Below are 24,692 nucleotides of genomic sequence, written 5' to 3'. Positions count from 1 at the left end.
CGCTCATCCCAGGCTCTCATCCTTAACGGCTGACCGCTGCGTCACGCCGCCTGCGCTGTCTTCAGCACGACGGATTCGAAGGCCCGCACCAGCGCCGCGTCGAGCTTTGTGCCCATCAGCACCAGCATGGCATAGGCGTGGTCCGGCGCCATCGGCGGCTTGTAGCTGCGCCGCTCGATCAGCGCCGCATAGATGTCGCAGATCGTGATCATCCGGACGATGTCACCGATCTCCGCGTCCTTCAGCCCGTCGGGATAGCCGGAGCCGTCGAGATATTCGTGGTGGGAGCGCACGGCCGCCAGCACCTCGGGGCGCAGGCCGCCCTGCCTGACCAGCATCTCGTAGCCGAGCATCGGATGCCCGCGCATCACTGCCTGCTCGGCGGCATCGAGCGCGCCGGGCTTGTGCAGGATGTCGAGCGGAATGCGCGCCTTGCCGATGTCGTGCAGAACGGCGGCGCGTGTCACCAGCTTGCGGTCCTCCGCCGAGAAGCCGAGCTGATGGGCGAAGCTCGCCGCCAGGCCGGCGACCAGCATGCAGTGCTGATAGGTGAGGTCGTCATAGCTCCAGACGACCTGGAGCAGGTCGCCGATGTCGCTGGCGCCCGCCGCCTGCTCGATCGCCTCGACCGACGCCTCGACGGCGCGTAGCGGGACAGCCCTGCCGCTGGCGACCGCCCCCAGCATGTCGGCGAGCGAGGCCGCCGCAGTGGCCAGCTGGGCGCGGGTGAAGGCGGCCGTCTCCTCTGCGGGGTCGCCGTTTCCGCCATCGCCGAGCAGCTGGTCGATGGTCTTGACCAGCAGCGCGGCCGGTGCGTCCGCCGCCAGCACCTCCGTCGCACCGATGGCGCGGGCCTGGATGGCGGTGCGGACCGTCATTTCGCGCAGCAGGCAGAGATAGGGCGTCGTCTTGCCGCGATGGCGCGCCAGGGCCTGGCGCATCGCCTCGACGCTCTCGCGCCGGCCGAGATCGACATCGCCGATGACGATGGCGGGCCGGGATTCGCGAGGCGAGGCTTCGGCTCCGAGGATCACGGTCTCGCAGGCCCGGATCAGTCCGAGCCGGCGCGCCAGATCCGGATGGCCGTCGACACGGTCGGTGATCAGAAGCATCCGGAAACAGTTCCGCTACGGCCCATCCGTTTCAATCAGACACGCCAAGCGTAAAAGAGCCGTTGTCGCGGCTGCCTAAAGATCAGGCAGCGCGCGAGGCATCGGCCTCTTCAACAAGCCGCCGCGCGATGACCTGCGCCTGGATTTCGGCGGCACCCTCGAAGATGTTGAGGATGCGGGCGTCGCAGAGCACGCGGCTGATGGCGTATTCGAGCGCGAAGCCGTTGCCGCCATGGATCTGCAGCGCATTGTCGGCCGCAGCCCAGGCGACGCGGGCGCCGAGCAGCTTGGCCATGCCGGCCTCGAGATCGCAGCGGCGCTCGGCGTCCTTCTCGCGGGCGGCGAAATAGGTGAGCTGGCGCGCGATCATGATCTCGGCGGCCATCATCGCGAGCTTGTCGGCGACGCGCGGGAAGGCGATCAGCTTCTTGCCGAACTGGATGCGCTCGCGGGCATAGCGCAAGCCGAGATCGAAGGCGGACTGGGCGACGCCGACGGCGCGAGCCGCGGTCTGGATGCGGGCGGCCTCGAAGGTCTGCATGAGCTGCTTGAAGCCCTGGCCCTCGACCCCGCCGAGAAGGTTCTCGCCCTTCACGGTGAAGCCGTCGAAGGCGAGTTCGTACTCCTTCATGCCGCGATAGCCGAGCACCTCGATCTCGCCGCCGGTCAGCCCTTCCACCGGGAACGGGTTCTCGTCCGTGCCGCGCGGCTTCTCGGCGATCAGCATGGAGAGGCCCTTGTAGCCGCTCTCGGACGGATCGGTCCGCACCAGCAGGGTCATGATGTCGGCGCGGACGGGATGGGTGATCCAGGTCTTGTTGCCGGAGACCTTCCAGACAGCCGCGTCCCCCTCGCCCTCCTTCACCGCCCGGGTGCGCAGGCTGGCGAGGTCGGAGCCGGTGTTGGGCTCGGTGAAGACGGCGGTGGGCAGGACCTCGCCCGAAGCCAGCTTCGGCAGCCATTTCTCCTTCTGCTCGGCGGTGCCGCCGCAGAGGATGAGTTCGGCCGCGATCTCGGAGCGGGTGCCGAGCGAGCCGACGCCGATATAGGCGCGCGACAGTTCCTCCGAGACGACGCACATCGAGACCTTGGTCAGGCCCATGCCGCCGAATTCCTCGGGGATGGTCAGGCCGAAGACGCCGAGTTCGGCCATCTTCTCGACGACCTCGATCGGGATGTAGTCGTTCTTCAGGTGCCACTCATGGGCGTGGGGCGTCACCTCCGCGGCGCAGAAGCGGCGCATCTCGGAGCGGATCGCTTCGAGTGTCTCGTCGAGGCCGGGATCGCCGACGCCGGCGGCGCCGTCATCCTGGCTGAACAGGTCGACGAGGCGGGCGCGGTTCTCAGGCGTGTTGCCCTGCGCGAGCAGGGCCCGGGCGGCCGGCGTATCGGCGGCGGCGATCGCCTTCTCGGAGAGGCCGAGCGCAGCCAGGCGCACGATCTCGCCCTGGCTCATCGGGATGCCGCCGAGGATCTGCGCGGCATATTCGCCGGCGCCAATGCGGATCGAGTAATCCTCGATCGCGCCATAGCGATTCTCGGATGCGAGGCGTTCGCCATAGGCCTTGAGCTCGCGCAGCGCCATCACATAGGTCGCAAGCCAGGCGAGGCCGTGAGCGGCGTGCTGCTGCGCCTCGAGCCGGGCGGAGGAGATCTTGCCCTCCACCGTCACAGCCGCGCGCACGGCCGCAACGGCATTCTGCAGCAGGGTCTCGAAGCCCGGCAGCGCGGCGGCGATCAGCGCCGTAGCGCTCGCGGGGGCCGGATCGGCGATCTGGACGGCGGCTTGTGCGCTCATGGTTTCTCTCCCTTGTGCGTCGCAGCATAGGGCGAGAATTTCGCAGGCGGAATGCCTCTTTCGGCGCAAGATCGCCGCATGGCCCGCGCGTGCGGCAGCGGCGCTATTTGCGGCTGGCGAGAGCCACGCCGACGATGGTGAGCGCCATGCCGGCGATCTGGATCGGCGTCAGCGTCTCGCCGAAGAGAATCCAGGCCTCGACCGCCACCAGGGCCGGCACGAGATAGAGGAAGGTCGCGATGCGCGAGACCTCGCCGCGACGCAGGAGCAGCAGATAGAGCCCTATCCCGCCGAGCGACAGCGCCAGCACCGACCAGGCCAGCACCAGCGCCATGGTCAGGTTCCACTCGATCCGCATCGGCTCCAGCGCAAAGGCGAGCGGCAGCGTGAAGGCGAAGGCGGCGGCGTATTGGATCGTCGTAACCGTGCGCAAATCGCCCGAGACGATGCGCGCTTTCTGGAAGAAGGAGCCGAAGGTGACCGCGACCATGCCGACGATGTTCACCACGACGGGGATGACGATGCCCCAGAGCGCGCTGGGATCGACGCCGACCAGCTTGGGCTCCAGCACCAGCGCGATGCCGACGAAACCAAAGGCGATGCCCGCCCAGCGGACGAGCGAGATGCGCTCGCCGACCAGCGCCGGAGCCAGCAGCGCGGTCAGGATCGGCTGCAGCCCCGCGATCAGGCCCGAGATGCCGGCCGGCAGACCATGGCGAACCGCCCACCAGACGCCGCAGAGATAGATCGCGTGCAGCAGGACGCCGGAGATCGCGCAGTCGACCCAGGCGCGTGGCGTCTGCGGCCAGGGTGCGCCGACGGCGAGCGACAGGGCCGCCAGCAAGACCCCCGCTGTCGCGAAACGCAGGGCGAGAAAGGTCAGCGCGTCGGCGTACTGCGCCGAGTAGCCCGCGACGATCCAGCCCGACGACCAGAGGAAGGTGAAGATGAGCGGGACAGCGCGCAGGAAGAGGGGCGATGACAGCATGGGACGCCTTTGCGAGGGCCATGCTCTACAGCCCTTCCCCGCACGGCGACAGCGCATCTGCGCCCGCCCGCCATGTTCCGGCCGCGCGCGGCTCGACCGCCGCGCTTCAATCCCGATCCGGTGCGCCGAGCGGGAAAAGGTGGCGATAGGGCCTCGCCGCCTCGACGGCGCGTGCGACGGAGGGGCGCGCCAGCAGCCGCGCCCGATAGGCACGCGTGTTCGCGAAGGCTGCATCGATCTCGTGGACCCAATCGGCGTAGAACAGCGATGGCGCAGCCGAACAGTCGGCCATGGAGAAGTCCCCCTCGCAGGCCCATTGGCGACTGCCAAGCTGGCCGTCGAGCCATTGATAGGCCGTGTCGAGCAGCGCGCGCGCCTCGGCGACGCCAACGGGGTCGCGGTCGGCCTCCGCCCGGATCCGGTCGAAGACGATCCGCATCATCGGCGTCATGACGTAGTTGTCGAAGAAGCGGTCCATCGCCCGGACGGGAAGCGCCTGCTTCGGATCGCGCGGCAGCAGCGGCCGGGCACCGGGATGATTCAGCTCGAGATGCTCGATGATGATGCTGGATTCGACGACCGTCTCGGCCCCGTCGACCAGCACCGGGAAGCGCTTCAGCGGCCAGAGTGCCGCAAATTCCTCCCCTGTCTTCGGGTCCTCGCTGCTGAGCAGGCGGAGCCGGTAGGGCGTCGCGTTCTCGTCGAGCGCGATCAGCACCTTCTGCGAGTAGGAGGAGAAGGGATGGGCATAGAGCTGGAGCGACATGATACCCTCGTTCGGCAGATCACTTTACCGAACGTTTAAGTTTTATCGCTCCAGCGCGCAAGCCTCCTGACCGCCCTACCCGGCCAGCGCCTCGACGACGTCCTCATAGGTCCGTAACCCGGTGCGCGGGGCGTAGACCAGCACGGACATGTTGCCGGGCGCGTGCTCGTTCTTCCACATCTTGTGATGGGCGAGCGGGATCTTGTCCCAAGGGAAGACCTCGGACATGCAGGGGTCGAGGCGCCGGTCGATGACGAACTGGTTGGCCGCGCTCGCCTGCTTGAGATGGGCGAAATGCGAGCCCTGGACGCGCTTCTGCCGCATCCAGACATAACGGGCATCGAAGGTGATGTTGAAGCCCGAGGTGCCGGCGCAGAACACCACCATGCCGCCGCGCTTGGCGACGAGGCAGGAGACCGGGAAGGTCGCCTCGCCGGGATGCTCGAAGACGATGTCGACGTCCTTCTTGCCGGTGATGTCCCAGATCGCCTTGCCGAACTTGCGGGCTTCCTTCACCCAGACATCGTATTCCGGGCTGTTGACGGTCGGCATCTGGCCCCAGCAGTTGAAATCCTTGCGGTTGATCACGCCCTTGGCGCCGAGCCCCAGCACGTAGTCGCGCTTGGTCTCGTCCGAGATCACGCCGATGGCGTTGGCGCCCGAGGCCGCGCAGAGCTGCACGCCGAAGACGCCGAGCCCGCCCGAAGCGCCCCAGACCAGCACGTTGTCGCCCGGCTTGATCGTGTGCGGAGCGTGGCCGAAGAGCATGCGGTAGGCGGTGGCGAGCGTCAGCGTGTAGCAGGCCGCCTCCTCCCAGGAGAGGTGCTTCGGCTTGACCATGAGTTGGCGCGACTGCACCCGGCAGAACTGCGCGAAGGAGCCGTCCGGCGTCTCGTAGCCCCAGATGCGCTGGGAGGAGGAGAACATCGGGTCGCCGCCATTGCACTCCTCGTCGTCGCCATCGTCCTGGTTGCAGTGGACGATGACCTCGTCGCCGACCTTCCAGCGCTTCACCTTGGAGCCGACCGCCCAGACGATGCCCGAGGCATCGGAACCGGCGATGTGGAGCGACTGCTTGTGGACGTCGAAGGGCGAGATCGGCTGGCCGAGGCCAGCCCAGATGCCGTTGTAGTTGACGCCGCCGGCCATCACGAGAAGGAGCACCTCCTCCTCGCCGATCGCCCAGGTCGGGACGACCTCGACCTGGAAGCTCTCCTGCGGCGGGCCGTGCCGCTCGCGGCGGATGGTCCAGGCGTACATGTTCGCCGGCACATGGCCGAGCGGGGGCAGTTCGCCCAGTTCGTAGAGATCTTTGAGCGGTTGCGCGGCGGCCTGCGTCTTCGACATGGTCGTCTCTCCCCTGCTGTCCGCCCGCCGACGGTCGGGCCGGGGGTGGTTGGAGCGATCATGCACCATATGCTGCGTCGCGCCATCAGCCGATCGAACTATATTGCGCCGCAAAATGCACGAACCGCAGATGATGGCGCGCAACGACGGCGGCAGGCGGCAGCTTCCCCTTAACCGCTTGCCGCTAAAGTCAAGGGCCCTCCGGAGACCCGACGATGCGCACGCTGATCCTGATGCTCGGCCTGCCCGACATGTCGACGCCGCAGCTCGTCGTCTTCCTGGCCATCGTCGGCGTCGGGCTGCTGCTGTTCGGATGGATTTCCGACATGCTGCTGCGGGACGGCGCCTTCGGCATCATCCTGAACGGCGTCATCATCACCGGCGGCGCGATCGGCGGGACGCTGCTCTGGCGCAAGCTGGGCTACACGATCGGCACCAACCCCGCGCTGACGACATCGCTGGTGGCGCTGGGGAGCGGGCTTGCCCTGCTGATCCTGCTGACGGTGATCCGGCGCTGGCTGTGAGCGCCCGCCGGCCTCAGGCCGGCCGGTAGGCCACCATCATATAGTTGACGTCGGTGTCGCGCGAGGCCGACCAGCGGTCCGTCAGCGGGTTGTAGGTCACGCCCGTGGTCTCACCGAGGTCGAGCCCGCAGCGGGCGATCGCGTCGCCGAGCTCGTCCGGCTTCACGAACTTCTCCCAGTCATGGGTGCCGCGCGGCAGCCAGCGCAGGACGTATTCGGCCCCGACGATGGCCAGCGCGTAGGATTTCAGCGTGCGGTTCAGCGTCGCCATCACCAGCATCCCGCCCGGCTTCACGGCCGCGCAGCAGGCGCCGACGAAAGCCTCGACATTGGCGACATGCTCGACGACCTCCATCGCCAGGACGATGTCGTAGCGCGCGCCCTCGGCGACGAGCGCCTCGATGGTCTCCTGGCGGTAATCCACCGAAAGACCCGCAGCCTCGGTATGGGAGCGGGCGACCGCGACATTGGTCGGCGCGGGATCGAGCCCCGTCACCTGCGCGCCCAGGCGCGCCAGCGGCTCGCTGAGGACGCCGCCGCCGCAGCCGATGTCGACGAGCGTCAGCCCCTCGAGCGAGCGGATCGTCTTCGGATCGCGGCCGAAACGGGCGCAGGCGAGATCACGGATGAAGGCGAGCCGGACAGGGTTGAACTTGTGCAGGACCGCCATGGGTCCCTTCGGGTCCCACCAGGTCTTCGCAATGCCCTCGAAGCGCGCCACCTCGGCGGGATCGATGGTGGAACCGTCCCGGGTTGCGCCCTCGGTCCGTGCGCTCGCCACCATGCTCGTGCTCCCTTCGCCACCGACGGGCCTTCGTCGCATTGACAGGCCCGCCGCTCCCCGTCATCTACACGCGCCCCGCGCCCGGCGCGAGGGTGACCTTTCGTCCCGCCCGTCGGGATATCCCGTCTTCGAGAGCCTCTGGACCGCCATGGCCCGTCTGGTGATGAAATTCGGCGGCACCTCAGTCGCCACGGTGGAGCGGATCAAGAACGCGGCCCGGCATGTCAAACGCGAGTTCGACGCCGGCCATGAGGTCGCGGTCGTCGTCTCCGCCATGTCCGGCAAGACCAACGAGCTGGTCGCCTGGTGCAAGGAGGCTGCGCCGCTCTACGACCGCGCCGAATACGACGTGGTCGTCGCCTCGGGCGAGCAGGTGACCTCCGGTCTGATGGCGATCGTGCTGCAGGAAATGGGGCTTCCGGCTCGCTCCTGGCAGGGCTGGCAGATCCCGATCTACGGGTCCGACGCGCATGGTTCCTCGCGGATCGAGAGCGTCGACGGCGCCGGGATCCTCGCCGGCTTCGACCGCAACCGCGAGATCGCGGTCTGCTCGGGATTCCAGGGCGTCCACGCACAGACCAACCGCGTCGTCACGCTCGGTCGCGGCGGCTCGGACACCTCCGCCGTCGCGATCGCGGCGGGGCTGAAGGCGGATCGCTGCGACATCTACACCGATGTCGACGGCGTCTACACCACCGACCCCCGCGTCGTGCCCAAGGCGCGGCGCATGGACAAGGTCTCCTTCGAGGAGATGCTGGAGATGGCCTCGCTCGGCTCGAAGGTGCTCCAGGTCCGCTCGGTCGAGATCGCGATGGTGCATCGCGTGCCGACCTATGTGCGCTCCTCCTTCGACGACCCCACCAATCCCAATCCAGGCACCCTCATCTGCGACGAGGACGACATCGTGGAACAGCAGATCGTCACCGGCATCGCCTTCTCGCGCGACGAAGCCCAGATCACGCTCCGGCGCGTGGCCGACAAGCCCGGCGTGGCGGCGGCCATCTTCGGTCCGCTGGCCGATGCCAACATCAATGTCGACATGATCATCCAGGTCGTGTCCGACGACCAGGCGACGACGGACATCACCTTCACCGTGCCCACCGCCGATTACGAGCGCGCCAAGACGCTGCTGGAGAGCCTGCACGGGCAGATCCATTATCAGGCGCTTCAGGGCGCGACCGACGTGGTCAAGGTGTCGGCGATCGGCGTCGGCATGCGCAGCCATGCCGGCGTGGCGGCCCGCGCCTTCCGCGCCCTGTCGGAAAAGGGCATCAACATCCGCGCCATCACCACCTCCGAGATCAAGTTCTCGGTGCTGATCGACGCCGCCTATACCGAGCTCGCGGTGCGCACCCTGCACTCGCTCTACGGGCTCGACGCGGCTTAAGAAGGCGCTGAAGACGGCGCGAAAATGCTTCCGAATTCGCGCCGCCTTTGTTTAGGGGGGCCGTGAGATCGTCAAAGCCGGCGAAACGTCGGCACAGGCGCATCTTGACCCAGGATACACCCTCTCCCGCAGAACCCGCCGCGATCACGCGCGCTGGCATCGAGAGACTGTTGACCGTCTCGGGTGTCGACGAGCGCTCGATCGCCGTGGCGCGGTCGCTGCTGCCGGTGGTGCGCGCGAGGGCGCGGGCGGCGACGAACGACTACTGCGACCATCTCGAACGCTCCGTCGCCGATATGAGGCCCCATGTCGAGCGACATCGCCAGCCGATCGTCGAGGCCGAAGAGCGCCACCTCGAGATGCTGTTCAGCGGAGGGTTCGGCGACGACTATGCCGCCGACCTCAACCGCGCCGCGACCAGCGACTACGGCGATGCGATGGGCATCCGCACGCGGCTGGGAACGGCGCTGCGGCTGATCGAGCCGCTCTTCGCGGAGATCGCGCGGCGGCGGCGCTTCAGCAGCCGCGCAGCCATCGCCGATGCGGCCGCGCTGACCCGACTCCTGCTGTGCGACGCGCTCGCCGCCACCTCCTGCCACCAGCGGGCGAGCCGGATCGGCCTGACGCGCCGCGAGAACGCGCTGCATCTGGCCGCATCCTCCTTCCAGGACCAGATCGGCCAGCTCTCGGAGAGCCTTCGGCTCGCCGCGAGCACGCTGCGCGACTATGCGGCGACGAGCCTCTACCGCAGCGGCCAGGCCGACCGCGAGGCTACGGTGGCGGAGGACGCCGCGCGCGCCTGCACCGACCGCATCGACCGCGCTGTCGCCGCCACCAACGGCCTCGTCCGCGCGCTCGACCATGTCAGCCAGGAGACGCAGCAGAGCTTCAGCATCGCCGCTGCCGCCGTCGCCGATACGCGCGAGGTCACCGATGCGATGGCGGTGCTGACGGAGGCGACGGGGCGGATCGGCTCGATCGTGACCCTGATCGAGCAGATCGCGACCAAGACCAACCTGCTCGCCCTCAACGCCACCATCGAGGCGGCCCGCGCCGGCGCCGCCGGGCGGGGCTTCGCCGTCGTGGCGGCGGAGGTGAAGTCGCTGGCGCATCAGACCGCCGGGGCGACAGGTGACATCGCCGGTCAGATCGCCCAGGTGCAGGCGGCGGCGCAGAGCTGCGTGTGGCATGTCGGCTCGATCAGCCAGACCATCGGGCGGATGGAAGAGACCGCCGCTTCGATTGCCCAGACCGTCCGCCAGCAATCGGCGGCGACGGGCGATATGGCTGCGGATGCGCAGGAGGCGGCGACCCGCACCCGGGAAGGTTTGACCTCCGCCCAAGCCGCGCGGCTCTCGATCGGCGACGTCGCCAAGATGTCGATCGAACTCGACAGCGCCGCCGTGCAGGTCGAGGCCTCGGCCGGGATGATCAGCGACCTCGTCGCGCATTTCCTCGCGAGTCTGAGGCCGGCCGCCTGAGCGTCTGCGCGCCGAAAGGCCAATGGCGCGCCGCGCCCGACGGTGGCACAGCAAGAGCCCCATCCCCGCGGTCCTGCCGCCCATGCGCCTCGCCGTCCTCACGGATCTGCACGCTAATCGCGAGGCGACCGAAGCCGTCCTCGCCACGGTCGCGAGGCTGGCGCCGGATCGCATCGTTCTGCTCGGCGACATCGTCGGCTATGGGCCGGACCCTGTCTTCGCGGTCGAGGCCGCGGCGCGGCTGGTCGAGGACGGGGCGCTGTGCGTTCTGGGCAATCATGACGAGGCCACGGTCCAGGGCCCGGGGGGGATGACGCCGCATGCCCATGACGCGATCGTCTGGACACGCGCGCAGCTCTCGCCCGCCCATCTCGCCTTTCTGTCCAGCCTGAAGCTGACAGCGGAGCTGCCGGGCCTGCTGCTGGTCCATGCCAGCGCTGCAGCGCCCGGCAAATGGCCCTATCTGCGGCATGGGAAGGCGGCCCGCGAGTGCCTCGCCGCCACCACGGCCCCGCTCGTGCTCTGCGGCCATACCCATGTGCCGGCGATCCATTACGCGCTGCCGGGCCGCGAGCCGGTGTGCTTCACGCCGCTGCCGCAGATCGCCGCGCCGCTGTCCGCGATCCGGCGCCATGTCGTGGTGGTGGGCGCCGTCGGGCAGCCGCGCGACGGCAATCCCGCCGCCTGCCTCGCGCTTCTCGATACCGACCGGCGCGAGGTGACGATGATCCGCGTGCCCTATGACACGCAGGAGACCGCCCGCAAGATCGCCGCTGCCGGCCTGCCGGACTGGCTCGGTCTGCGGCTGCAGATCGGCCGCTAGGACGGAGGGAAACGCCATGGAGACGCCCCGCATCGGCTCTGTCATCGACGGCTTCACCCTGACGGAGCGTCTGCCCTCGGGCGGCATGGCGACGCTCTGGCGGGCGATCCATCCCGACCATGCCGGCCCGCTGGTGATGAAGATCCCGATCCTCGACCCCGGCGCCGACGTCTCGACCATCGTCGGCTACGAGACCGAGGTGATGGTCCACAAGCGGCTCTCCGGGCCGCATGTGCCGACTTTCGCCGGCGCCGGCGACCTGGCCGCCATCCCCTACATCGCCATGGGATTCGTCGCGGGCGAGCGGCTGGCCGAGACCATGGGCAAGGCGCCGCTGCCGATCACGGAGGTGGTCCGCATCGGCGGCGCGATCGCGGTCGGCCTCGCGGATCTGCACCGGCAGAAGGTGGTGCATCTCGATCTCAAGCCCGAGAACGTGATGATCACGCCGAACGGCGCCGTTCTGCTCGATTTCGGCCTGTCGCGCCATGCCGAGCTGCCGGATCTGCTCGGCGAGGAGAGCTCCGCCCCGATGGGGACGGCAGCCTATATCGCCCCCGAACAGGTGCTGGGCGACCGCTCCGACCCGGCGAGCGACATCTTCGCGCTGGGCTGCCTGCTCTATCAGATGGCCACCGGCGAGGAGCCCTTCGGCCGGCCGGCGACGCTGCCCGGCATGAAGCGGCGGCTCTATCATGCGCCGCGCCCGCCGCGCGCGCTGCGGCCGGACATGCCGGCCTGGCTCGAGGAGATCGTGCTGCGCTGCCTCGAGGTCGACCGCAGCCGCCGCTATGCGGACGCCGCCAAGGTTGCCTTCGACCTGCGCCATCCCGACCAGGTCGTGGTCGCGCGCCATCGCAAGCCGTCAGCTCCGCCCAGCCTGGGGCAGCGCCTGCTGGCGCGCTTCCAGAAGCGCGAGGAGAGCGAGGTGCTGGGGCCGCCGACGCGCGCGCGGCGCGAGGCCGGCCCCTCGATCGTGCTGGCGGCGGTGGATCTCTCGGGCGCCCATGACGAGCTGGCGCAGGCGATCCTGGCCGAGACGCGCCGCCTGCTCGACGCGCGGGAGGATTCCTGGCTCGCCTGCCTGAGCATCCTGCGCACCGAGCTGTTGCGCGATAATCAGGGCCTCGATGCGCAGGGCCGCTCGGCCTATATCGGGCGGCTCGTGGCGCTGAAGGACTGGGCCCGGCCGCTGCATCTGCGCGAGGACCGGGTGAGCTACCATGTCATCGAGGCGGTCAGCGCCGCCGACGCGATCCTCGGCTATGCCGAGCACAACGACATCGACCATATCGTGCTCGGCGCCCGCAGCTCCTCGGCGGTGCGGCGCCATCTCGGCAGCGTCTCGACCAAGGTGGTGGCCGAGGCGCGCTGCTCGGTCTCGGTGGTCAGGATCAAGGGCGGCGCGACATCGTGACCGGCCCGTTGCGTTGACCCCGCCCCTGCCCCTGAAGATGATGCCGCCCATGCCTGCGCCCGCCCCCGCCCCGCTGGAATTCGACGCCGCCCGTCTCGATGCCTATCTGCGCGCGGCCCTGCCCGGCCGGGCTGCGGGGCCGATGACACTGGAGCGGATCAGCGGTGGCCAGTCCAACCCGACCTTCTTCCTGTCCTATCCCGATGCGGGCACGCGCCTCGTCCTGCGCAAGAAGCCACCGGGGCCGCTGCTGCCCTCGGCCCATGCGGTCGATCGCGAATACCGGATTCTCAAGACGCTGGCGGGCTCGGCCGTCCCGGTGCCGCCCGTATTGCTGTTCGAGGCGGATGAGGGCGTCGTCGGCACACCCTTCTACCTAATGGAGCGGCTGGAGGGCCGCGTCTTCCACGACACCGCCCTGCCGGGCGTGACGCCCGACGACCGCAAGGCGATGTATTTCGCCATGGCCGAGACGCTGGCCGCGCTGCACGGCTTCGACTGGCAGGCGGCGGGGCTGGCCGACTACGGCAAGCCCGGCAACTACTACGCCCGCCAGATCGCCCGCTGGAGCCGGCAGTGGCAGGAGACGAAGACGCGCGATATCCCCGCGGTCGACCGCGCCTTCGCCTGGCTGAGCGAGCATCTCGACGAGACGCCGGAGACGACCATCGTCCATGGCGATTTCCGGCTCGGGAACCTGATGTTCGCGCCCGATCGCCCCGAAGTGATCGCCGTGCTCGACTGGGAGCTCTCGACGCTAGGGCACCCGCTGTCGGACGTCGCCTTTTCCTGCCTGCCCTGGCATTCGACGCCCGCCATGTATGCCGGCATCGTCGGGCTCGACCGGCAGGCGCTGGGCATTCCGACGCAAGCCGCCTATCTCGACCGCTACTGCACCGCCGCCGGCCGCGCCGCGGGGCCGGGCCGCTTCCACCTCGCCTTCTCGCTGCTGCGCTTCGCGGTGATCCTAGACGGCATCGCGGCGCGGGCGAAAACCGGCAACGCCGCGGCGGAGAATGCGGTGGCGGTCGGCGAGATGGCGGAGAGTTTCGCGCTGCGGGCAGAGGCCGTGATCGACGGCCGCGACTGAGGGACGACACCATGGATTTCGCCTATTCCGCCAAGGTCGAGGAGCTGCGCAGGCGGCTGCAGGCGTTCATGGACGCCCATGTCCAGCCGGCCGATGCGCGCTATCGCGAGGAGGTCGAGGCCGGGCGCTATCCCATCGCGCTGATCGACGGGCTGAAGGCGCGGGCCAAGGCGGAAGGGCTGTGGAACCTGTTCCTGCCGGCGCTGAAGCCCGACGAGCCGGGCACGCGGCTCTCCAATCTCGAATATGCGCCGCTGGCCGAGATCATGGGCCGGATCTACTGGTCGTCGGAGGTGTTCAACTGCAACGCGCCCGACACCGGCAACATGGAGATCCTGCATCTCTTCGCGACGCCGGAGCAGCGGGCGCGCTGGCTGGTTCCCCTCATGAACGGCGAGATCCGCTCGTGCGTCGGCATCACCGAGCCCGGCGTCGCCTCCTCCGACCCGACCAATCTCCAGACCACGATCATCCGCGACGGCGACGACTACATCGTCACCGGCCGCAAATGGTGGACGACCGGGGCGCTGCATCCCAACGTCACATTCTGCATCGTGATGGGGCTCTCGGACCTCTCTCCCGATGCCGACCCGCACAAGCGCCACTCGATGATCATCGTGCCGATGGATGCGCCCGGCGTCAGCGTGATGCGCAACCTACCGCTGCTCAACCACCATTCGCCGGAGGGGCATACCGAGACCGATTTCGACGCCGTACGCGTGCCCGCCACCAACCTGCTCGGCGAGGAAGGCGCGGGCTTCGCGCTGGCGCAGGCGCGGCTGGGGCCCGGGCGCATCCACCATTGCATGCGCTCGATCGGCCAATGCGAGGTGGCGCTCGAGCTGATGGTGGAGCGGGCTCTGCAGCGCAAGGCCTTCGGCCGCACCCTCTCCGACTACGCCAATGTGCAGGACTGGATCGCCGAGGGGCGCATGGAGATCGACCAGGCGCGGCTGCTCTGCCTGCGCGCCGCCTGGATGATGGACACCCACGGCAACAAGGCCGCCCGCACCGAGGTCTCGGCGATCAAGGTCGTCGCGACGCGTCTGCAGACCAAGATTGCCGACCGGGCGATGCAGGTCTTCGGGGCGGCCGGGCTCTCCAACGACACGCCGCTGGCCTTCATCTACTCCTGGGGCCGGGCGCTGCGCTTCATCGACGGCCCCGACGAGGTCCATCTGCGCACCGTCGCCCGCGCCGAGGTCAAGAAGCACCAGCAGAGCAACCGCAGCACCTTCGCCGAGCAGGGCGTGCGGGTGCCTTACCGCAAGCCCAACGCCTAGCGATGGGTCCGTCTGGTCCGATCTGGCTCTATGACGGCGTCTGCGTGCTGTGCTCCGGCGCCGTGCAGTACACACTGCGCCATGAGCGTGCGCCTGCGATCCGCTTCGTCGCGATCCAGTCGCGCGAGGGCCGCGCGCTGGCGCAGGCCCATGGCATCGACCCCGACGATCCCGAGAGCTTCCTGTTCATCGAAGACGGCAAGGCGCTGGCGAAATCCGACGGCGTGCTGGCGCTGCTGCGGCATCTGCGCGGTCCGGCGCGGCTGCTGCGGATCGGCGCCGTGCTGCCACAGGCGATGCGCGACTGGCTCTACGACCGCGTCGCCCGCAACCGCTACCGCTGGTTCGGCCAGAAGACCGCCTGCGAGAGGCCCGATCCCGCCCAGCGCCACCGCTTCACTCTGCCGGAGGGGACATGACGCACGAAGCCTCTCACGATCCGGGTTTCAGCACCGCGCGCGCATAGGATTCCAGCACGGCGTTCATCCGCGTCTGGTAGCCCTTGCCCGTCGCCTTGTAGGCGTCGAGAACGGATTGCTTGACGCGCAGGGTCACGGGCCGCGTCAGGTCGGGCTCGACGACGCGGGCATTCTTCCAGAACGCGTCGCCGAGCTCGGGAATGTCGCTGTAGTCGATCTCGGACTCCGGCATCGCGGCCAGTTCCTCAATCGTCGGCTCCTGCTTGTATCGCGTCTTCATAACGTCTCCTTTCCGCCCGGTTGGCTCGCCGGGCGGAGATGATCCTGACCACGCCCTGTCGATCGGTGTGGACGACGGTGAGGAACAGGACGGACTCGACGATGCCGATCGAGATCTCGCGGACCTCGCCATATTCAGCCCGCCCGTCGACGACGGTCAGAACCCGGTTCTCGAAGATGCGCGACGCGCGCTGGAAGCTGACGCCGTGCTTGGCGATATTGGCCGCGTTCTTGTCCTCGTCCCATTCGAACATGGTCGCCGATTGTTAATACAAATTGTATTGCCAATCAACGGTGGCCGTCACTCAGCCGGAGCTGGCAGAGGTTTCCCCTCGTCCCGCGGGCGACTGAAAACCCGCCCCAGACCCTCCGACAGCCTGTCCATGTAGATGAACAGGACGGGCGTGATGAACAGCGTCAGCACCTGGCTGATCATCAGCCCGCCGACGACGGCGATGCCGAGCGGCTGGCGGAGTTCCGCGCTGGCGCCGGCGCCGAGCGCGATCGGCAGCGTGCCCATCAGCGCCGCGAGCGTCGTCATCAGGATCGGCCTAAAGCGCATGACGCAGGCCTGGTGGATCGCGTCCTGCGCGCTCTGGCCCTCGCGCTTCAGCACCAGCGCGACGTCGATCATCATGATCGCGTTCTTCTTGACGATGCCGATCAGCATCAGGAGGCCGATGATCGCGATGACCGAGAGGTCGAGGTCGAACAGGCGCAGCGCGCCGAGCGCCCCGATCGCGGCCGAGGGCAGCCCGGTCAGGATCGTCAGCGGGTGGATGAAGCTCTCATAGAGGATGCCGAGCACGATGTAGATCGTCAGGATCGCGCCGGCGATCAGCAGACCCTGATTGGCGAGCGAGTCCTGGAAGGTCTTGGCGGTGCCCGCCAGCGTGGTCGAGAGCGAGGCCGGCAGGCCGATCTGCGCCTTCAGCGCCTCGATGCGCTGGACGCTGTCGCCCAGCGCCACACCCGCCGGCAGGTTGTAGGCGATCGTCACCGCCGGGAGCTGCCCGAGCTGGTTGACGGTGAGCTGGCCGGCGCGGCGCTCGACATGCGCGAAGGCGCCTAGCGGCACCAGCGTGCCGTTGCCGGCGCGCACGCGGATCTGGTCGAGGCGGTCGGGCGTCCAGCCGCCCTTCGGGTCGAACTCGACCACGACCTGATAGCTGTCGCCGGCGGTGTAGATGGTCGAGACCTGGCGGACGCCGAAGCCGGAATACAGAGTCGAACGAAGGACATCGGCGCCGATCTTCAACTGGTTTGCCTTGTCGCGGTCGACCACCAGCGTCGCCTCCAGCGCGTTGTTCTGGAGGTCGGTGGTGACGTCGGCGAAGCTTCCGCGGTCGCGGCCCATCGCATCGGCGAGGCGCACCGCCCAGTCGTTCATCAGGCCCTGGTCGAGCCCCTGCACGACGAGCTGGTACTGGCTCTTGGCGGCGCGTGCGCCGATGTTGAGGTTCTGCACCGGCGTCATGAAGACGTTGATGCCGGCGACGCGCGACAGGTCGCGGCGCAGGTCGGCCAGCACTTTCTGTAGCGCCGGGCGCTCGCCCTGCGGCTTCAGCTCGACGAACAGGCGCCCAGCATTGAGCGCGCCGGCGCTGCCCGAGCTGCCGCCGACGGTGGAGGCGACATGGGCGACATGGGGCGAGGCTCGGAAGACACGGGCGACCTCGTCCTGCGCCTGCTTCATCGCGGTGAAGGAGATGTCCTGCCGGGCCTCGGTCGAGACTTGGAGCTGGCCGATATCCTCCTGCGGGAAGAAGCCCTTGGGCGTGGTCTGGAGCAGCCAGACCGTCGCTGCCAGCGTGGCGAAGAAGGTCAACAGGATCGCCGGCTTGATGCGCAGGCACAGCACGAGCGCGCGGTCATAGCCCGAAAGTAGCGCCGCGAAGGCGCGCTCCAGCGCGCGGCCGAAGGCGTTCTCCTCCTGCGCCGGCCCGTGATGCGACAGAAGCCGGGCGCAGAGCATCGGCGTCAGCGTCAGCGAGACGAAGGCCGAGGCGAGGATCGAGACCGTGACCACGACGGCGAACTCGTTGAAGATGCGGCCGATGACGCCGCCCATCAGCAGGACGGGGATGAAGACCGCGACCAGCGAAAGCGAGATCGAGACGATGGTGAAGCCGATCTCGGAGGAGCCCTTCAGCGCGGCGTCGAAGGCCGAAAGACCGTCCTCCTCCATGTGGCGGACGATGTTCTCGAGCATCACGATGGCGTCGTCGACGACGAGGCCGACCGAGAGCGTCAGCCCCAGAAGCGAGATGTTGTCGATCGAGAAACCGAAGGCATACATCGCCGCCAGCGTGCCGACGATCGAGATCGGCACGGCGACGGCGGGGATGAAGGTCGCCGCCAGCCGCCGCAGGAACAGGAAGATCACCATCACCACCAGCGCGATGGTCAAGAGCAGCGTGAACTGGACGTCCTCGACCGCCTGACGGATCGAGCGCGAGCGGTCGTTCAGCAGCGAGAGCGAGGCGGCGGCCGGCAACTGCTCCTCGAAGGCCGGCAGCATCGCCTTGACCTTGTCGACAACCGCGACGGTGTTGGCGTCGGGCTGGCGCTGGACGGCGAGGACGACGGCGGGAATGCCGTCATAGGTGCTGGCGGTCTGCAGGTTCTCGACGGAGTCGATGACCTTGGCGACATCGCCCAGCCGCACCGGGCGGCCATTGCGGTTGGCGACGATGACGTTGGCGAACTGGGCGGCATTGGCGAGCTGGGTGCGGGCCTGGATGGTGAGCTGCTGGTTCGTGCTCTGCAGCGTGCCGACCGGGGTGTTGGCGTTGGTGGCGGTGATCGCACTCTGCAATTCGTCGACGCCGATGCCGCGCGCGGCCAGCGCGACGGGGTCGACCTGGATGCGGACGGCGTATTTCTGGCTGCCGTAGATCTGCACCTGGGCGACGCCGTCCACGGTGGAGAGCGCCGGCGAGATGACCTGCTGGGCGAAGGCATCGAGCTGCGACAGCGGGATCAGGTCGCTCTTCAGCGCCAGCAGGATGATGGGCGCATCGGCCGGGTTCACCTTCCGGTAGCTCGGCGGCGTCGTCATCTCCAGCGGCAGCTGCTTCTGGGCGCGGGCGATGGCGGCCTGCACATCGGCGGCGGCCGCGTCGATGTTGCGGTTGAGCACGAACTGGATCGCAATCGAGGTCGAGCCCTGGGCGTTGGTGGTGGCGATCGAGTCGATGCCGGCGATGGTGGCGAACTGCTTGATCAGCGGCGTCGCGACCGAGGTCGCCATCGTATCGGGCGAGGCGCCCGGCAGCTGGGCCGAGACGTTGACGACCGGGAACTCGGCGCGCGGCAGCGCGGCCACCGGCAGGAAGCGCCAGGCGAAGAGGCCCGCCATGACGAGCGAGGCCGACATCAGGATGGTCGCGACCGGATGGCGGATGCAGAAGCCGGAGAGGTTCATGAGCGCTCTCCCTGGGCGACGGGGGCCGGCCTGGGCGCGGCCGGCGGGGACTGCGGCGGCTGCGGCTCACGGAAGCGGGCGCCCTCCTTCAGCCGCTGCTGGCCGTCGACGACGACACGCTCGCCGGGCTCGACGCCGGCGGTCAGGGCCGTGCGGTCGCCATCGGCGAGGGCGACGGTGACCGGCCGCAGCGACACGGTCTGGTCCGCCTTCGCGACGAAGACATAAGGCCCCTTCTGCCCGGCCTGGACGGCGACGGTCGGCACCACGACGACGTCCTTCAGCGTATCGGCGGCGATCTCGACATCGACGAACTGGCCGGGCCAGAGCGCGAGATCGTCATTGGCGAAGAGCGCCTTGGCGGTGATCGTGCCGGAGCTCATATCGACGGCGGAGTCGACGAAGTTGAGCGTGCCCGTCACGGCCGGGCGGCCGCTGTCGGGGATGCGCGCGCTGACGGCGACCGGCCGGCCCGAGGCGAGCGCGCCCTGCAGCACCGGGAGATCCCGCTCCGGCAGGGCGAAGCCGACGCGCAGCGGCTTCATCTGCGTGATCGTCACGAGGCTCGCGCCGGAGGTGCCGGCGGCGACGAGATTGCCCGGCGTCACCTGCACCGCGCCGGCCCGCCCGTCGATCGGCGCGGTGATGCGGGCATAGCTCAGCTTCAGCCGGTCGGCCTCCAGCGCCGCCTTGTCGGCGAGGATGGTGGCGGCGGAGGAGCGCTCGTCGGCGGTGGCCTGATCGACCGATTGCTGGGTGCCGGCATTGCGCGCCAGAAGCTGCTGGTAACGCGCAAGATCGCCCTCGGCGCGCCTGTGGGTCGCTTCGTCTCGGGCGATCGCGGCTTCGTCCTTGTCGATCTGGGCCCGGATGTCGCGGTCATCGAGGGTGAAGAGCAGGTCGCCCTTGCGGACAAACTGGCCGTCGACGACGTGCTGCTCGACGATCTGGCTGTCGATGCGCGACTTGAGCACAACGCTGGCCGGCGTCTCGACGAAGCCGATGGCACGCTTGCGGACCGGCATGTCGGCCCGCTCGGCCATGGCGGTCACCACCGCCGCGGGGGCGCCGTCGCTGCTCCGGCCGGCGCGGGCGCTGCGTGCGCCCTCCGTGGGATCGACCGCGCCGCGCGAGGTGGCGAGCCAGTGGCCGCCGGCGAGCCCGACGGCGGCGAGGCCGGCAATGGCGAGGATGGTCTTGCGCTTCATCGATCGGCTCCGGTGATCAGGCTGCGCCGGCGGTGGCGGCGGTGGGAACGGCGGGTCCGGCCTGGCGTTCACGCCGACCCTCGCGAATGCGGCTGCGGATGGTGGCCAGCGTGTCGAGCGTGGCGCGCAGGGCCTCGTCCTCGACCTCGCAGAGCAGTTCGGTGGCGATCTCGGTGCGCAGCGCGTCGAGCCCCTCGACCAGCGCCCGGCCCTGGGGCGTGAGGTAGAGCAGATGCGCGCGCCGGTCGGCCGGGTCGGCCCGACGCTCGACCATCCCCTGCCCCTCGAGCCGGTCGATCAGCCGCGCCACCGAGATCGGCTGCATGTCGAGTTGCTCGGCCATCGCGACCTGGTTCTGGCCCTCGCGGCGCCGCAGCCGCGAGAGGATGCCCCATTGGGCGCGGGTGGTGCCGTGCTCGCGGGCACGCTGGTCGACATAAGTGCGCATCAGCCGCGCCGTTTCGACCATCTGGAACATCAGCTCGCGCCGAAGGGGCCGCTCCATTGCAGTCTCCTTATGATAAGCAGGCTTATCAATTGCTGCGATTGCGGCCAAATGCGGGCGGATCTTCGCGCCCGCACAATCTCTTGATGCGCGCCGGCGGCAGTGGCCGCGGGCGCGGCGGGCGCCTATACCGACTGAGCCTTCCAGGAGACCCGTGATGAGCCAGCTCTTCAGCCCCTACCAGATCGGCGGATTGACCCTCGCCAACCGCATCGTGATCGCGCCGATGTGCCAGTATTCGGCCGAGAACGGCCAGACGACCGACTGGCATACGATCCATCTCGGCAATCTCTCGCATTCGGGCGCCGGCCTGCTGATCATCGAGGCGACGGCGGTCGAACCGGCCGGGCGCATCAGCCCGCAGGATGTCGGGCTGTGGGACGACGGGACGGAGGCCGCGCTGGCCAGGACGCTGAAGGCCGTGCGCAGCCATTCCGACATGCCGATCGCGATCCAGCTCGCCCATGCGGGCCGCAAGGCGTCCGTGGCGCAGCCCTGGCATGGCGGCGGTCAGCTCACGCTGGATACCGGCGGCTGGGAGACGGTCGCCCCCTCCCCGGTCGCCTTCGACGGCCATGCCCGCAATCCCCGCGCGCTGACGACCGACGACATCGCGCGGCTCTGCGAGCGCTTCGCGGAAGCGGCCCGGCGCTCGGTGCGGCTCGGCTTCGCCGCGATCGAGCTGCATGGCGCCCATGGCTATCTGATGCACCAGTTCCTCTCGCCGCTTTCGAACCGGCGCGAGGATGATTTCGGCGGCTCGCTGGAGAACCGGATGCGTTTCCCGCTCGCGGCCTTCGAGGCGGTGAAGGCCGTGGTGCCGGCGGGTTACCCCGTCGGGGTCCGGCTGTCGGCGACCGACTGGGTGCCGGGTGGCTGGGACCTCGAGCAGACGCTCGCCTTTTCGCAGGCGCTGAAGGCGCGCGGCGCCGATTTCATCCATGTCTCCAGCGGCGGCAATTCCGGCGCGCAGCAGATTCCGCTGGGGCCGAACTACCAGGTGCCCTTCGCGCGGGCGGTGAAGCAGGCGACCGGCCTGCCGACCATCGCGGTCGGGCTGATCACCGAGGCCGAGCAGGCGGAGGCGATCGTCGGCACTGGCGACGCCGATCTCGTCGGCATCGCGCGCGGCATCCTCTACGATCCGCGCTGGCCCTGGCACGCCGCCGCGCAGCTCGGCGCCACGGTCAAGGTGCCCAACCAGTATCTCCGCTCGCAGCCGCGGCAGTTCAAGACGCTGTTCGGCTGACGCGCGGGTTCAGTCTCCGCCGTCATCCCGGCCGGAGCGCAGCGGAGAGCCGGGATCCATTCCTGACCCTTTCCGCCATCGTTCCGGACTAGATCCCGGGTCTCCCTTCAGTCGCCCGGGATGACCCAGCGGGATTTGCCATAATCAATCGAGACGAACCGTCATGACCGCCTATGCGAACCTCTCCGCCCATTTCGGCCGGGCCGCCGCGCTCGGGAACGCCATCGGCATCCTGCAATGGGACAATGACGTGATGATGCCGAAGGGCGCGGCCGGCACGCGGGCCGAGAGCCTGGCGCTGCTGCGGGTGATGCATCACGGCCTGACCACCGATGAACGCATCGGCGACTGGCTGGCCGAGGCCGAGGTGCAGGACGGGCTCGGTCCCTGGGAGCGGGCCAATCTGCGCGAGATCCGGCGGCTCTGGACGGTCGAGACCGCCTTGCCGGCCGATCTCGTCGAAGCCTCCTCCAAGGCGATCTCGGCCTGCGAGATGCGCTGGCGGCAGGCCCGGGCCGAGAGCGATTTCGCCGGCCTGCTGCCCTTCCTCGCCGAGGTGCTCACGCTGCAGCGGGAAATCGGCCGGGCCAAGGGCGAGAAGCTCGGCCTCTCGCCTTACGATGCGCTGCTGAACGACTACGAGCCGGGCGGCCGCTCGGCCACCATCGACGCGCTGTTCGACGATCTCGCCGCCTTCCTGCCGGGCTTCACGCAAGAGGCGCTCGCGGTTCAGGCGCGGCGCCCGCAGACGCCCGATCCGGAAGGGCCCTTTGCGATCGAGGCGCAGCGGGCGCTCGGCCTCCGGATGATGGCGGCGCTGGGCTACGACTTCGAGCGCGGGCGGCTCGACGTCTCGACCCATCCCTTCTGCGGCGGCGCCGACAATGATGTCCGCATCACCACCCGCTATGACGAGGCGGATTTCGCCAAGGCGCTGATGGGCGTGCTGCACGAGACCGGGCATGCGCTCTACGAGCAGGGCCGGCCTCAGGCCTATCTCCACCAGCCGGTCGGCCAGGCGCGCGGCATGAGCCTGCATGAGAGCCAGTCGCTGCTGGTCGAGATGCAGGCCTGCCGCTCGGAAGAGTTCATCGCCTATGCCGCGCCGCTGATGCGCGAGGCCTTCGGAGGCTCCGGCCCGGCCTGGGAGACGGACGCGCTGTGGCGGCGCTACACCAGGGTCGAGCCGGGCTTCATCCGCGTCGATGCCGACGAGGTGACCTATCCGGCCCATGTCATCCTGCGCTACCGGCTGGAAAAGGCGCTGATCGCCGACGCGATGCCGCTTTCCGAACTGCCCGTCGCCTGGAGCGCCGGCATGAAGGAGCTGCTCGGCGTGACGGTCCCGAACGACCGCCTCGGCTGCCTGCAGGACGTGCATTGGCCGAGCGGCGGCTGGGGTTATTTCCCGACCTATACGCTGGGCGCCATGACCGCCGCCCAGATCTTCGACGCCGCCTGCCGGGCCCAGCCCGAGATCCTGCCCGGCATCGGGCGGGGCGATTTTGCGCCGCTGCTGGCCTGGCTGCGGACCAACATCCACAGCCAGGGCTGCCTGCTGGAGACCGACGATCTGCTGACGCAGGCGACGGGCCGGCCGCTCGATGCCTCGGTGTTCAAGGCGCATCTTCAGCGGCGCTATGGCGGCTGAGGCTCGATCGAATTAAACTCATTCCAAACAATGACTTAGGATACCACCGACGCTGGCCAGCCATGTTCTGAACAGGCTTGCCAGCGAAGCTCCGGCGGCCGATTCAGGCGCATCGCCCCCAAGGTGTCCCGATGACCGAAGCCAAGCCCCTGCCCCGCATCACCATCACCTATTGCTCGATGTGCCAGTGGATGCTGCGAGCCGCCTGGCTCGGCCAGGAGCTGCTCTCGACCTTCGGGCAGGATCTCGGCGAGGTCGCGCTGATCCCGCGCACCGGCGGAATCTTCCAGATCCATTACGAGGGCGAGCTGATCTGGGACCGCAAGAGCGAGGGCGGCTTCCCCGATTCCAAGGTGCTGAAGCAGCGCGTGCGCGACCGCCTCGATCCCGAGCGCAGCCTCGGCCATGTCGACGGGCATGCGGCGACGGAGAGCGTTTGAGCCCGCGCGTCATGGTCGGGCTTGACCCGACCATCTCGGAAACCAGAGCTCTCTTGTCCTGAGCTTCTCGGGTCTGCGCTTGGCTTCGCCCGAGAATGACGCGCACTAGACGGCGCGCTTCCGCGTCGCCTCAATCCAGGCCTTCAGCCGCGCTTCCGGATCGGCGTTCAGCGTGATGTCGGTGACCGCCGAGACGATGTCGGCGCCCGCTTCGAAGACGCCGGACGCGCGCTCCAGCGAGACGCCGCCGATGCCGACGAGCGGGATGGCGCCGAGGCGGCGCTTCCACTCGGTGACGCGTTCCAGCCCCTGCGGCGCCCATTTCATCGCCTTCAGGATGGTCGGGTAGACCGGGCCGAGCGCGACATAGTCCGGCTGCGTGGACAGCGCGCGCTCCAGCTCGGCCTCGTCATGGCTGCTGACGCCGAGCCGCATGCCGGCCTTGCGGATCGCCGCGAGATCGGCGCCGTCGAGATCCTCCTGGCCGAGATGGACGAAGTCGCAGCCCTCCTCGATGGCCAGCCGCCAGTAATCGTTCACGACCAGCACGCAGCCGGCATCAGCGCAGAGCGTCTTCGCGCGGGCGATCTCGCGGCCGGTCTCGGCTTCGCTGCGGTCCTTGACGCGCAGCTGCACCAGTTTCACGCCGAGCGGCAGCATGCGGGCGAGCCAGTCGGCGCTGTCGAAGATCGGATAGAACGGGTCGACCTTCAT

Annotated in this window: 23 protein-coding genes; 11 read left to right on the top strand and 12 right to left on the bottom strand. The window is 68.9% G+C overall.

From position 1 onward, the window contains the following. Positions 1-41 precede the first annotated feature (41 nt). The 5 genes from ACFPN9_RS19380 to ccrA all read right to left on the bottom strand — a co-directional run bounded on the left by ACFPN9_RS19380 (position 42) and on the right by ccrA (position 6,011). A complete protein-coding gene (locus tag ACFPN9_RS19380; RefSeq protein WP_066720537.1) occupies positions 42-1,112 on the bottom strand; it encodes an HD-GYP domain-containing protein in 1,071 nt (356 codons plus the stop codon). An 82-nt stretch (positions 1,113-1,194) separates the two neighbouring features. After that, positions 1,195-2,910: an acyl-CoA dehydrogenase family protein gene (locus ACFPN9_RS19375; RefSeq protein ID WP_066720534.1), complete on the bottom strand. Its 1,716-nt coding sequence runs from the start codon at positions 2,908-2,910 to the stop codon at positions 1,195-1,197. A 103-nt stretch (positions 2,911-3,013) separates the two neighbouring features. Beyond that, positions 3,014-3,898, bottom strand: a complete 885-nt coding sequence (locus tag ACFPN9_RS19370; protein ID WP_066720532.1) for a DMT family transporter — start codon at positions 3,896-3,898, stop codon at positions 3,014-3,016. A 106-nt stretch (positions 3,899-4,004) separates the two neighbouring features. Next, positions 4,005-4,664: a glutathione S-transferase family protein gene (locus ACFPN9_RS19365; protein ID WP_066720528.1), complete on the bottom strand. Its 660-nt coding sequence runs from the start codon at positions 4,662-4,664 to the stop codon at positions 4,005-4,007. Between the two features lie 75 nt (positions 4,665-4,739). Further along, positions 4,740-6,011 carry a crotonyl-CoA carboxylase/reductase gene (gene ccrA / locus ACFPN9_RS19360; RefSeq protein WP_066720525.1) on the bottom strand — a complete coding sequence of 424 codons (1,272 nt, stop codon included), beginning with the start codon at positions 6,009-6,011 and terminating at the stop codon, positions 4,740-4,742. A 215-nt stretch (positions 6,012-6,226) separates the two neighbouring features. Here ccrA and ACFPN9_RS19355 point away from each other — a divergent pair, with 215 nt between their 5' ends. After that, complete coding sequence (locus ACFPN9_RS19355) at positions 6,227-6,535, top strand: hypothetical protein (protein ID WP_066720522.1); 309 nt, start codon at positions 6,227-6,229, stop codon at positions 6,533-6,535. A gap of 13 nt (positions 6,536-6,548) precedes the next feature. Here the strand turns inward: ACFPN9_RS19355 and ubiG are convergent, their stop codons facing one another. Next, positions 6,549-7,319: a bifunctional 2-polyprenyl-6-hydroxyphenol methylase/3-demethylubiquinol 3-O-methyltransferase UbiG gene (ubiG, locus tag ACFPN9_RS19350; protein ID WP_066720519.1), complete on the bottom strand. Its 771-nt coding sequence runs from the start codon at positions 7,317-7,319 to the stop codon at positions 6,549-6,551. A 148-nt stretch (positions 7,320-7,467) separates the two neighbouring features. On the opposite strand from ubiG, the gene ACFPN9_RS19345 reads away from it, so the two are divergent. From ACFPN9_RS19345 to ACFPN9_RS19315, 7 genes are all read left to right on the top strand, one after another. Further along, positions 7,468-8,706 (top strand): aspartate kinase, encoded by a 1,239-nt coding sequence (locus tag ACFPN9_RS19345; RefSeq protein ID WP_066720516.1) that lies wholly within the window; start codon positions 7,468-7,470, stop codon positions 8,704-8,706. Between the two features lie 170 nt (positions 8,707-8,876). Next, complete coding sequence (locus tag ACFPN9_RS19340) at positions 8,877-10,187, top strand: methyl-accepting chemotaxis protein (RefSeq protein ID WP_066720513.1); 1,311 nt, start codon at positions 8,877-8,879, stop codon at positions 10,185-10,187. Between the two features lie 82 nt (positions 10,188-10,269). Continuing rightward, positions 10,270-11,010, top strand: a complete 741-nt coding sequence (locus ACFPN9_RS19335; RefSeq protein WP_066720555.1) for a metallophosphoesterase family protein — start codon at positions 10,270-10,272, stop codon at positions 11,008-11,010. Between the two features lie 16 nt (positions 11,011-11,026). Beyond that, on the top strand, positions 11,027-12,427 hold the full coding sequence (locus tag ACFPN9_RS19330; protein ID WP_066734017.1) for a bifunctional serine/threonine-protein kinase/universal stress protein: 1,401 nt from the start codon (positions 11,027-11,029) through the stop codon (positions 12,425-12,427). A gap of 49 nt (positions 12,428-12,476) precedes the next feature. Continuing rightward, positions 12,477-13,517 (top strand): phosphotransferase family protein, encoded by a 1,041-nt coding sequence (locus tag ACFPN9_RS19325; protein WP_156450060.1) that lies wholly within the window; start codon positions 12,477-12,479, stop codon positions 13,515-13,517. Positions 13,518-13,528: 11 nt separating this feature from the next. Then, on the top strand, positions 13,529-14,800 hold the full coding sequence (locus tag ACFPN9_RS19320; protein ID WP_066717405.1) for an acyl-CoA dehydrogenase family protein: 1,272 nt from the start codon (positions 13,529-13,531) through the stop codon (positions 14,798-14,800). Between the two features lie 2 nt (positions 14,801-14,802). Beyond that, entirely contained in the window at positions 14,803-15,219 is a 417-nt protein-coding gene (locus tag ACFPN9_RS19315; protein ID WP_066717403.1) for a thiol-disulfide oxidoreductase DCC family protein, read from the top strand. A 13-nt stretch (positions 15,220-15,232) separates the two neighbouring features. Here the strand turns inward: ACFPN9_RS19315 and ACFPN9_RS19310 are convergent, their stop codons facing one another. The 5 genes from ACFPN9_RS19310 to ACFPN9_RS19290 are packed head-to-tail and all read right to left on the bottom strand — an operon-like array spanning position 15,233 to position 20,638. After that, positions 15,233-15,499 carry a BrnA antitoxin family protein gene (locus ACFPN9_RS19310; RefSeq protein WP_066717401.1) on the bottom strand — a complete coding sequence of 89 codons (267 nt, stop codon included), beginning with the start codon at positions 15,497-15,499 and terminating at the stop codon, positions 15,233-15,235. After that, positions 15,465-15,752 carry a BrnT family toxin gene (locus tag ACFPN9_RS19305; protein ID WP_066717399.1) on the bottom strand — a complete coding sequence of 96 codons (288 nt, stop codon included), beginning with the start codon at positions 15,750-15,752 and terminating at the stop codon, positions 15,465-15,467. Before ACFPN9_RS19305 ends, ACFPN9_RS19310 begins: the two co-directional genes overlap by 35 nt. 47 nt (positions 15,753-15,799) lie before the next feature. Then, the gene (locus tag ACFPN9_RS19300; protein ID WP_066717396.1) at positions 15,800-18,925 is read right to left on the bottom strand and encodes an efflux RND transporter permease subunit; all 3,126 of its coding nucleotides are present in this window, start codon (positions 18,923-18,925) and stop codon (positions 15,800-15,802) included. Then, positions 18,922-20,133 carry an efflux RND transporter periplasmic adaptor subunit gene (locus ACFPN9_RS19295; protein ID WP_066717394.1) on the bottom strand — a complete coding sequence of 404 codons (1,212 nt, stop codon included), beginning with the start codon at positions 20,131-20,133 and terminating at the stop codon, positions 18,922-18,924. The genes ACFPN9_RS19300 and ACFPN9_RS19295 overlap by 4 nt, the downstream gene beginning before the upstream one ends. A gap of 16 nt (positions 20,134-20,149) precedes the next feature. Then, entirely contained in the window at positions 20,150-20,638 is a 489-nt protein-coding gene (locus ACFPN9_RS19290; protein WP_066717390.1) for a MarR family winged helix-turn-helix transcriptional regulator, read from the bottom strand. Between the two features lie 157 nt (positions 20,639-20,795). Between ACFPN9_RS19290 and ACFPN9_RS19285 the strand changes: the two genes are divergently transcribed. From ACFPN9_RS19285 to ACFPN9_RS19275, 3 genes are all read left to right on the top strand, one after another. Next, on the top strand, positions 20,796-21,887 hold the full coding sequence (locus ACFPN9_RS19285) for an NADH:flavin oxidoreductase/NADH oxidase (protein ID WP_066717388.1): 1,092 nt from the start codon (positions 20,796-20,798) through the stop codon (positions 21,885-21,887). A gap of 163 nt (positions 21,888-22,050) precedes the next feature. After that, on the top strand, positions 22,051-23,538 hold the full coding sequence (locus ACFPN9_RS19280; RefSeq protein WP_066717386.1) for a carboxypeptidase M32: 1,488 nt from the start codon (positions 22,051-22,053) through the stop codon (positions 23,536-23,538). Between the two features lie 131 nt (positions 23,539-23,669). Further along, positions 23,670-23,978 (top strand): Rdx family protein, encoded by a 309-nt coding sequence (locus tag ACFPN9_RS19275; protein ID WP_066717382.1) that lies wholly within the window; start codon positions 23,670-23,672, stop codon positions 23,976-23,978. Positions 23,979-24,083: 105 nt separating this feature from the next. Here ACFPN9_RS19275 and ACFPN9_RS19270 read toward each other — a convergent pair whose 3' ends face one another. Continuing rightward, positions 24,084-24,692 (bottom strand): thiamine phosphate synthase, encoded by a 609-nt coding sequence (locus ACFPN9_RS19270; RefSeq protein WP_066717379.1) that lies wholly within the window; start codon positions 24,690-24,692, stop codon positions 24,084-24,086.

Origin of the sequence: Allobosea massiliensis (assembly GCF_042655245.1) — a bacterium.
Classification (GTDB): domain Bacteria; phylum Pseudomonadota; class Alphaproteobacteria; order Rhizobiales; family Beijerinckiaceae; genus Allobosea; species Allobosea massiliensis.
The sequence above is the reverse complement of the archived record's forward strand: the minus strand, read 5'-3'. Positions and strand labels throughout refer to the sequence as shown.

What these genes read in the sequence shown, in the direction of transcription:
- ACFPN9_RS19330 (WP_066734017.1), top strand. Translation starts at nt 11,027, where the DNA reads ATGGAGACGCCCCGCATCGGCTCTGTCATCGACGGCTTCACCCTGACG.
- ACFPN9_RS19315 (WP_066717403.1), top strand. Translation starts at nt 14,803, where the DNA reads ATGGGTCCGTCTGGTCCGATCTGGCTCTATGACGGCGTCTGCGTGCTG.
- ACFPN9_RS19320 (WP_066717405.1), top strand. Translation starts at nt 13,529, where the DNA reads ATGGATTTCGCCTATTCCGCCAAGGTCGAGGAGCTGCGCAGGCGGCTG.
- ACFPN9_RS19295 (WP_066717394.1), bottom strand. Translation starts at nt 20,133, where the DNA reads ATGAAGCGCAAGACCATCCTCGCCATTGCCGGCCTCGCCGCCGTCGGG.
- ACFPN9_RS19275 (WP_066717382.1), top strand. Translation starts at nt 23,670, where the DNA reads ATGACCGAAGCCAAGCCCCTGCCCCGCATCACCATCACCTATTGCTCG.
- ubiG (WP_066720519.1), bottom strand. Translation starts at nt 7,319, where the DNA reads ATGGTGGCGAGCGCACGGACCGAGGGCGCAACCCGGGACGGTTCCACC.
- ACFPN9_RS19310 (WP_066717401.1), bottom strand. Translation starts at nt 15,499, where the DNA reads ATGAAGACGCGATACAAGCAGGAGCCGACGATTGAGGAACTGGCCGCG.
- ACFPN9_RS19290 (WP_066717390.1), bottom strand. Translation starts at nt 20,638, where the DNA reads ATGGAGCGGCCCCTTCGGCGCGAGCTGATGTTCCAGATGGTCGAAACG.
- ACFPN9_RS19365 (WP_066720528.1), bottom strand. Translation starts at nt 4,664, where the DNA reads ATGTCGCTCCAGCTCTATGCCCATCCCTTCTCCTCCTACTCGCAGAAG.
- ACFPN9_RS19375 (WP_066720534.1), bottom strand. Translation starts at nt 2,910, where the DNA reads ATGAGCGCACAAGCCGCCGTCCAGATCGCCGATCCGGCCCCCGCGAGC.
- ACFPN9_RS19305 (WP_066717399.1), bottom strand. Translation starts at nt 15,752, where the DNA reads ATGTTCGAATGGGACGAGGACAAGAACGCGGCCAATATCGCCAAGCAC.
- ACFPN9_RS19270 (WP_066717379.1), bottom strand. Translation starts at nt 24,692, where the DNA reads ATGAAGGTCGACCCGTTCTATCCGATCTTCGACAGCGCCGACTGGCTC.
- ACFPN9_RS19285 (WP_066717388.1), top strand. Translation starts at nt 20,796, where the DNA reads ATGAGCCAGCTCTTCAGCCCCTACCAGATCGGCGGATTGACCCTCGCC.
- ACFPN9_RS19300 (WP_066717396.1), bottom strand. Translation starts at nt 18,925, where the DNA reads ATGAACCTCTCCGGCTTCTGCATCCGCCATCCGGTCGCGACCATCCTG.
- ACFPN9_RS19280 (WP_066717386.1), top strand. Translation starts at nt 22,051, where the DNA reads ATGACCGCCTATGCGAACCTCTCCGCCCATTTCGGCCGGGCCGCCGCG.
- ACFPN9_RS19355 (WP_066720522.1), top strand. Translation starts at nt 6,227, where the DNA reads ATGCGCACGCTGATCCTGATGCTCGGCCTGCCCGACATGTCGACGCCG.
- ACFPN9_RS19335 (WP_066720555.1), top strand. Translation starts at nt 10,270, where the DNA reads ATGCGCCTCGCCGTCCTCACGGATCTGCACGCTAATCGCGAGGCGACC.
- ACFPN9_RS19380 (WP_066720537.1), bottom strand. Translation starts at nt 1,112, where the DNA reads ATGCTTCTGATCACCGACCGTGTCGACGGCCATCCGGATCTGGCGCGC.
- ccrA (WP_066720525.1), bottom strand. Translation starts at nt 6,011, where the DNA reads ATGTCGAAGACGCAGGCCGCCGCGCAACCGCTCAAAGATCTCTACGAA.
- ACFPN9_RS19325 (WP_156450060.1), top strand. Translation starts at nt 12,477, where the DNA reads ATGCCTGCGCCCGCCCCCGCCCCGCTGGAATTCGACGCCGCCCGTCTC.
- ACFPN9_RS19370 (WP_066720532.1), bottom strand. Translation starts at nt 3,898, where the DNA reads ATGCTGTCATCGCCCCTCTTCCTGCGCGCTGTCCCGCTCATCTTCACC.
- ACFPN9_RS19345 (WP_066720516.1), top strand. Translation starts at nt 7,468, where the DNA reads ATGGCCCGTCTGGTGATGAAATTCGGCGGCACCTCAGTCGCCACGGTG.